We start from the raw sequence: 7,521 nt of genomic DNA on the forward strand, positions 1-7,521 counted from the left end.
CAAGTATTGAGTATGAAATCAAAGGTGGACAGGCTTAACTCTCTTTGTGTTATCCATACCACGAATAATGACTTCCATTTCTTCCACTCTACGAATAATTTTATCTTCATTGAACTAGCTGAGTTTGGTGTCGCATTTTTCTACTTTTACAAACGAACGTTTGAGGACTATGACGTCGCTGCTGAGTCTGCAATGGCAATAGTCCAAGAAAACTATGCAGGGATAGGTACATAACAACATTTAAAAGTAACTTGGCTCGCGTGGCATTTTTGTTATGCGTCCGTTTGGGGGATTAAGGTGGTATGCAGTAGCATCGGTATTGCGTGCCTCATACCTTTATTGGACATTAGCTTACTAGTTCATCTTGTTGACTATAATAGAGTTTTATATAGAATTATCGACCAGTGGATTTAGGCAGAGGTTTGGAGTTCAATTCTCCACTTCAGCACCCTGGACATAATAACCGGACTCACGTTTGTAATTATCACACTAAATTACATCAATAATTTGTTAGTTTCACATCCAGCAAATAAACGAGGAGGTTTTATGGAAAGATTCGTTCAAAACGTAAAGTATTTCGCTTCAGCAGTAGTAAATGGGGTGAGTGCGGTTTGTTCTGGTGTTGTCGCAACTGGTGTAACTTCAGGGTTGAACCTAGAGAGCGTAAGCTCTCTAGGCTTCTTCCTAAATCCACTTCCTACCACTGAATTAAACGCCTTCTGTTAATTCCGTAAGCATACAAATTGTTCAATATTGATTCGCAACACGTGGTGTTTTTACTATGTGCTAGGCATGGTCTTTAAGGTGCTTTGCGGAGACGTCTGTATTGAGCTGCTAACATTACCTTAACAGATCTGGTTTTCAACACGTGAGTTAATTGATCTGTAACTTCTAAATTAGCAAGCTCACTGACTCACTTATGCCCCAAACCGTTAGATCAAATACTCTACACATTTTAGGGGCCTTGTTTTTACCTACCAAATCTAATCCGATGAAAGAGGTTCAGGCCGAGCTATTTCGGGCGTGTGTAGGTTGAAAATCATATTGCTCAGATTCCGCCGGAGTTATACGGAAACTTTCGGCAATTTCTGAAGTTCACATCCTAGTCGCTAGGCAATACGGGCATTAGATTGAGCGTGAGTATGATTAGCGTTATGATTGGTCACATACAATTACGGAATAAATCCGTCTAAAAGCGTTGGCTGTCTTAGGATGAAGTAAGTTGGATTGGTTAGATAAGTATCAAGATTATGACTCTCCAGAAAAGAGAGAAGCGTTCTTTCGCAGTCATGTAGTTGATTTACATCACGACAGTATGATGTTTTCTGGCGGTTTAGACCCGTTTGTATTGCATGAAATTGAAAGTAGCTTTATCCAAGGGAATTTTATTTCTTGCATTTTGCTTTGCCAACTTGTTGCAGAGCACTGTTTAGCAAATTGTTTTGTATTGACTGAGCATGAATCTGTTTGTACTAAGGGTTTTGCAAGGTTGATAACAAAAGCTCGCGAAGTTGACCTAATTAATGAAGAAATGGAATCTAAGCTAACAGCTCTGCGGTTAATGCGAAACCCCCATGTACATCCACGCTTCGGTGATGGCAAAGGAACAATTATAAATCGAGTAATAGAGCAAGGGTTTCACTACAACGAGTTACCAGTTCACGATGGTATTGAAGCCATTAAGATATTAGGCAATTATATCAACCATAACAGCTAATAATTGTTCAAGCGGACAGCTAACTGTCGGCGATTTTGGTTCGGTTGAGTTTAGTTATTACGGTGGCTTTGCTCAGGTTTCGTGGAGTTAGCCGCACCTTAGCAAAGCGTAGCCATCTTATTAGTTAAGAGGTAATTTTGAATACAGAGTATCACTGGTGGGGACTAGAAGACTCCATTTTTAAAGGAGCTTTATACGACTCCATGGGTATGTATTTCTTAGGTCATTACGGTTACGAGAGTTATGACGACTTTGTGAAAAACGATCCTCATATGGCTTACGCATTACTGATAAATGGACGCTTTGAAGCTCTAGAACAACAGTTTGTAGACCTGCGTGTTATTCCTCAGATGTTAGGTGTAGAACAACTTCCTTTGCCTTCATCGGTGCAAGCAATTAATAGGTACGACTGGCTTAAATCTATAACTGATTTAGCGTTGTTACGATTTGCCAGCATTCGAGATATTGCATTTCACTTTGTCATCGAAACTTTGGAAAAAGATATGCCTGATCACAAACTTAATCTAAAAAGCTTAAAGCGTGAGCTTAAAGTCGAGCATCCGAAAATCGTTGAATTATTAAAAGCTATAGATAAATCGGGTGAAAGCTTCCGGGTTGACAGGAATACTCGCGCTCATAAAGGTCATATTCACTTGTTCACAGAAGACGATGGCATGTTCAAGGATATGGCTTGGTACGAGGTGCATGGAAAGATAAATGATTATGACTTGGATCTTGAGTACGAGAAAGCTCGTGATAAGCTTTATTCAAAATTTGTCGATGAAGTCGAGTGTTTATTGCCTTTGGTGACAGAGTTAGTAGACGAGTTCTATAGCGTATATTGCGACAAATTCTGGGAAAAATCTCAAAACTCTCGTAATGGATTAGAGTGGTCTCAACATTTTTCACTTCATGGTAATAATGCCATACAATAAGGATTAAGCGTGCGTAACCAACGTTAAATCCCTAGTGTTGAACAAGCCCGAGCCTCTATATAAGTAAATTGTGCGATCTGTTCTAGAAGGGTGGCAGCCTTGATACTTTTCTCAAGGCGAGTGCGGTCTTCGTAAGGTAGAGTTTCGACACATCACCTGGTGCGATCTGCACGTCAGTTTTCTATTTGCCATACTTCTAATTATTCATGTTTTGCTAATGTTCGATTTTCCTAAAATGATTTCTGTCCAAAACCTTCACAGACTGAATTTTTACCCGTGGCACTTTCTAACTCCAAAGTGCCCCAAAGTTGTTTAGATCTTTTACTCATTCACACCCTGTTCAGGGCTTTTGCAATACTAAAAATCATCCCTTCTTCTCATGCTGTTCGCTGTTAATCCCCGAGATGTAATATGGGGGTGAAAGTCTGTACAAACGAATAGATAACCAAATATGAATAGGCATTTACATACACATATATCAATGTGCAATAAATACCTTATAGGTTAGAATCAATTACTTTCTAGATATATAGGACTTGAAGTTTGAAATGGATAGATCAACTACTTGATTTTGGTTACGTAATTTTTCAGCGCCGACTTTCAGGCTCGCGCTATCTTATGAGCTTAGGCATAAAGCTCTTTACTCTTACGGCAATTGGCTCACTTGCAATTCAGTTTAGCAATGGTGAATACTCATTCGTCATTGATACAGCGTCTGACTCAACATATGAAATTGCGACGTTGGTAGGTGTTTATGTCTCAATAGTAATGATCGTCGTAGGATTCTTCTTTGAAGTTTACTCAATGCTATTTGGTGAGTCAGCCTCAAAGAACAGAGCAAAGAGTATCGATTTAAGAAGCTTAGATGGGGCTGCCGCTCCAACCCTGTGCAGCAGTTTTAGTTCCACAATCGAACCAGCCGGGTTACATGATGACCTTTTCATGTGGAAATCTAGAAAGCAGACTCTTGAGGACTGGTTAAAAGAATCATGCGCCAAACTTCAGAAGTTTTACGACGAATCACTTCAGAAATTAAATGGCTTTGAACCAAACAAGCCACTCGCTTTAGGAGCTATAGCTCATGTTCCGCATTGCTTTACTTTAGGTTACTTGGTTGGAAATAAGCGTTTGGTAAATTACTACTGCTGGAACCGTGACAACAAGAAGCAGCACAAGGAACGATGGTTAGACTGTCGAGATGCTAGAAGTCGAGGTCAAAAATTAGAGTGCTCAGAAATTATGGAAAAGCCGGAGGTTCTAGATTCTCAGGTAACAAAGCTAGGCATTTCGATAGAAGTCTCTTTTGATAATGACTTAAAGACCTTTCTTGAAAGTCTAGAGTTAGATCGCGCTATTGCTTATAGAGTTGAAAGTAGAAACGTTGGAAATATGTTCTCAGATGTAGAGCAATCAAACTTTGTTGCCTCCCTTAGAACCGAAATAAATAACACCCTTCTTAAGAAGTACCCCTACGTTACTGAAGTTCATTTGACCCTTATGGCTCAAGCCTCGCTAATCATGCGCATAGGGGCGGAGTTTAATCAAAATCACCTTAGTCAGCAGATAAACGTACACCACTTTGATGGTGCTGGTTACCCTTGGTCATTACAAATAAACAAAGACCAAGAAATTAGTTATTTAATTAAGTAAGGAAACCATGTGAGACATCAAAAAATATTTACTGAATTCCTAACAGAAGTGGTCAATCTCAATCAAGCTCGAATTAACAAGGTTACTACCACTTCAGCGTCTGTTGAGAAGTATGTAAAAGATCACGACGATTTTAAAGGGATTTTTAGGAACACCTCGCCTCAGGGGTCATACGGACATAGGACGATTATCAAGCCAGTTAAAAACAAAGAGTTTGACGCTGATATAGTCTTCTTTATGGACGAAAATGATAATTGGGAGCCTAAAGACTACATAACAAAACTTCATCAGGCTTTTAAGGGGTCAAGTATCTATAAAGATATGGTTCACTATAACACTCGTTGTGTTTATCTTGATTATTCAGGTGATTTTCATATCGATGTTGTTCCATGTATTGTACGAGTAACAGAAACCGTTTTAGGTAATCATACACAATATTTGATTGCGAATAGACACACCAATGAGTTTGAGCTTACTGACCCTGAATCATACAAGAAGTGGGTCGCCGACAAGAATTCAGTAGTAGGTAACAACAACCTCATTAAATGTATTCGCCTTATCAAGTATCTTCGTGACATAAAAACTACGTTTTCATGTAAATCAATACTTTTAACCACTTTGATTTGTAATATGGTTCAAGACTACGAACCTAATAGTGAGCTCTTCAAAGATATTGCTACCACCTTAAAGACAATTTTTACCCGTTTGGATGATTATTTAAGTTTTTACGATTCAATGCCAGAAATAGTCAATCCAGTACGAACCGAAGAAACGTTTACTCGTCACTGGAATGAAGAAAAGTATACGATTTTCAAAACAAAGATCGGCGATTATAGAACTTGGATAGAAGATGCATTTGATGAAACAGATCGAACTGAATCTATTAAAAAATGGCGCCGTGTGTTCGGAGATAGCTTTCATTCTGTTACCAAGAAATCTGCCACAGCAGCTACCTATGATGAAATCTTGGGCGAAGCAAGTCAACCTAACTTCCCTATTCCTCCTTACTGCGCGCGTCATAGATGGGAAGAAGTGGAGAGCGTTGGTAGTGTCAACTTAGATGTTGAGTATCGTAATAAAAATGGCGTCAATCCGTTCGCTAGAGCTGTCCAACAAATTATTTTTGGCAAGAACTATTCGCTTAAGTTCACGGTTACAGATGATATTCCTCCCAACTCAGACGTATATTGGCAAATTACTAACACTGGAGAAGAAGCGGGTAGATTAGGTCAATTACGAGGTGGGTTTGAAATCGGTGGAAAAATCAAAGAAGAAACAACCTCTTATAAAGGGAATCACTTCGTAGAGGCATTTGTTGTTAAAGACGAGGTGCTTTTAGCAAGAAGTGGTAAGCTCGTCATCCCTATCAATTGATAGATATAAGGCTCGCATTAGCGAGCCTTTTCCTTCTTGAACTTGACCAATTCACCGCCAGCCACTCACGTTGACTCCATTTCTTTTCTCCTAAAAGTGGACATTTCTATCGGGGATTGACAGTACGAAAGCGTTTTAACTGGAAATATTTGTTACTTTTAGTAACCCTCGTTACCTCTGTTTGACCAAATCTAACTAATACCACATTATGAGCTTGGTTGATTATTGTTCTTACTTGTCTGCAACCGAAAGGAAGAAATTGGGTCAGAGTCAGTTAATAATGAGTAGCAGTTAAATGATGGAAAAGGATTACAAGTGCAAAACGAACTGAAGGTACTTAAAGGTCATCCGTCAGGTTTATCTGACGCAGAATTGGCAGAATGGCTTTCTTTATGCCTCTCAAATGGAAAACTAATAGTTTATGCTTATGCCAAACATATCTTCAAGGTCTATGAACAGGGTGAAAAACCGTCGCAGTTAATGGTAGGTGATTTAGGTACGGAAGCTGTGTCCGTTCTCAAGGTGCTGTCTAAGAAGAACATGCTTAAACGTATAGAGCTTCCTTATGACGTATTAGTAGAAAGTAAGACCTCACAATTTGACTGGACGTTGCTAGAAGCAAAAGTCAAAGATATTACCGCCCTAAAGAAAGCAAGGGATGTACTATTTGGCCAAGGTCGAGGTAAAGCAATATCACCCCTTACAGCTTCTAAGGTATGGCATGATGCTGGAGGAAGGTGTATGTACCGGGGGTGTGGTCAAGATCTTGGCTCTACTCCTTTAACAACAAAAAATGCAAGGGTTGCATATTTGGCTCACATTGTAGCTTCCGATCCAGATGGACCTAGAGGGAATGAGAGCTCTCATGCACTATCAGACTCTCCAGACAACATCATGCTTATGTGTGACGGTCACCATAGACTTATAGATAGGATAGATGTAGCTGGACATTCAGCATCCGATTTACAACATATGCGCGATGAACATACTGCCCGAGTTAATTTGTTATTGGGTAGTTTGCAGTATCCCACCGTACAACTCATAACTCTACTCGCTGACTTAGCTCAAGTACCAACAAATGTATCCAAAACAGAACTTTGCAGTTCTGCACTTAGCCGAAATCTTGGTCCACTCCCAGAAATCAAACACATGCTCCGAAGAACACAGCGAGATGACCGAGGACGTTTTGGGTTTTGGGGGCATTTTCTTCATGAACATGAGTCAGATATACGAGAATTAATTAGCTTCACAAGTAACAAACCATCTCAGAAATCATCTATGACACCTGAATCTCTAGGAATTTTCCCGTTGCATTTGGTTCCAGTACTAGTTCTAGCTGGAAGGATTATCGGTGAAGCTAGGCATGTAGAAATTTTCCAATATGATCGAATCGCAAAAACTTGGCGTTGGCCAAAGGAATCTCCGATCTTAACCTCGCAGTTTAATATCTCGTATGAAGTAGGTGACGATTCTGACCAGGAAGAAGCAATCCTTTCTTTCGAACTCACAGCAAAGTTAGATACCAATGCTCTTCCCGAAGAATTGGCTAAAAAAGTTAGAGATAAGAAAATAGGCTGGATTAGAATCACTAATACTGACCCCGACCCTAACTGCATTAACTCAAAAGAACAATTAGATAATTTTTCAGTTCTTGCTAGGCAAGCCATAAGGACAATTCAAGATTCATGGCGCTCTAAGGTGATACATGTTTTCGGTATCTCCCCAGCCAGTACACTTTTCAAATTTGGCCAAATGTTACAAGCAGGGAATCATTCAGTATGCAGACTTTACGATAGACCTGATGGTTCAAATATTTGTAAGCGTGCCATGAACACCGCATTCTAA

General features: G+C 39.6%; 6 protein-coding genes and 1 pseudogene. All 7 read left to right on the forward strand.

Annotated elements, in window-relative coordinates; all coding sequences use genetic code 11:
• Positions 1–234 (forward strand): annotated as a pseudogene (locus tag AB4623_RS00005) (hypothetical protein); the annotation flags it as partial.
• Positions 235–546: 312 nt separating this feature from the next.
• The gene (locus tag AB4623_RS00010) at positions 547–726 is read left to right on the forward strand and encodes a hypothetical protein (protein WP_017093966.1); all 180 of its coding nucleotides are present in this window, start codon (positions 547–549) and stop codon (positions 724–726) included.
• A 496-nt stretch (positions 727–1,222) separates the two neighbouring features.
• Positions 1,223–1,717, forward strand: a complete 495-nt coding sequence (locus AB4623_RS00015) for a hypothetical protein (protein WP_372145436.1) — start codon at positions 1,223–1,225, stop codon at positions 1,715–1,717.
• Positions 1,718–1,854: 137 nt separating this feature from the next.
• Positions 1,855–2,652, forward strand: coding sequence for a hypothetical protein (locus tag AB4623_RS00020; RefSeq protein WP_372145438.1), 798 nt, complete (start codon positions 1,855–1,857; stop codon positions 2,650–2,652).
• 543 nt (positions 2,653–3,195) lie between these two features.
• A complete protein-coding gene (locus AB4623_RS00025) occupies positions 3,196–4,302 on the forward strand; it encodes an SAVED domain-containing protein (protein WP_086774682.1) in 1,107 nt (368 codons plus the stop codon).
• A gap of 9 nt (positions 4,303–4,311) precedes the next feature.
• Positions 4,312–5,676, forward strand: a complete 1,365-nt coding sequence (locus tag AB4623_RS00030) for an SMODS domain-containing nucleotidyltransferase (protein ID WP_136999091.1) — start codon at positions 4,312–4,314, stop codon at positions 5,674–5,676.
• 315 nt (positions 5,677–5,991) lie between these two features.
• Positions 5,992–7,521, forward strand: coding sequence for an SAVED domain-containing protein (locus AB4623_RS00035; RefSeq protein WP_372145441.1), 1,530 nt, complete (start codon positions 5,992–5,994; stop codon positions 7,519–7,521).

The sequence above is a fragment of the Vibrio sp. 10N.222.52.C12 genome (genome assembly GCF_041474215.1).
GTDB classification, from domain to species: Bacteria; Pseudomonadota; Gammaproteobacteria; order Enterobacterales; family Vibrionaceae; genus Vibrio; species Vibrio crassostreae_C.

Coding starts and splice junctions, on each gene's coding strand:
- AB4623_RS00010 (WP_017093966.1), top strand. CDS start 547: ATGGAAAGATTCGTTCAAAACGTAAAGTATTTCGCTTCAGCAGTAGTA.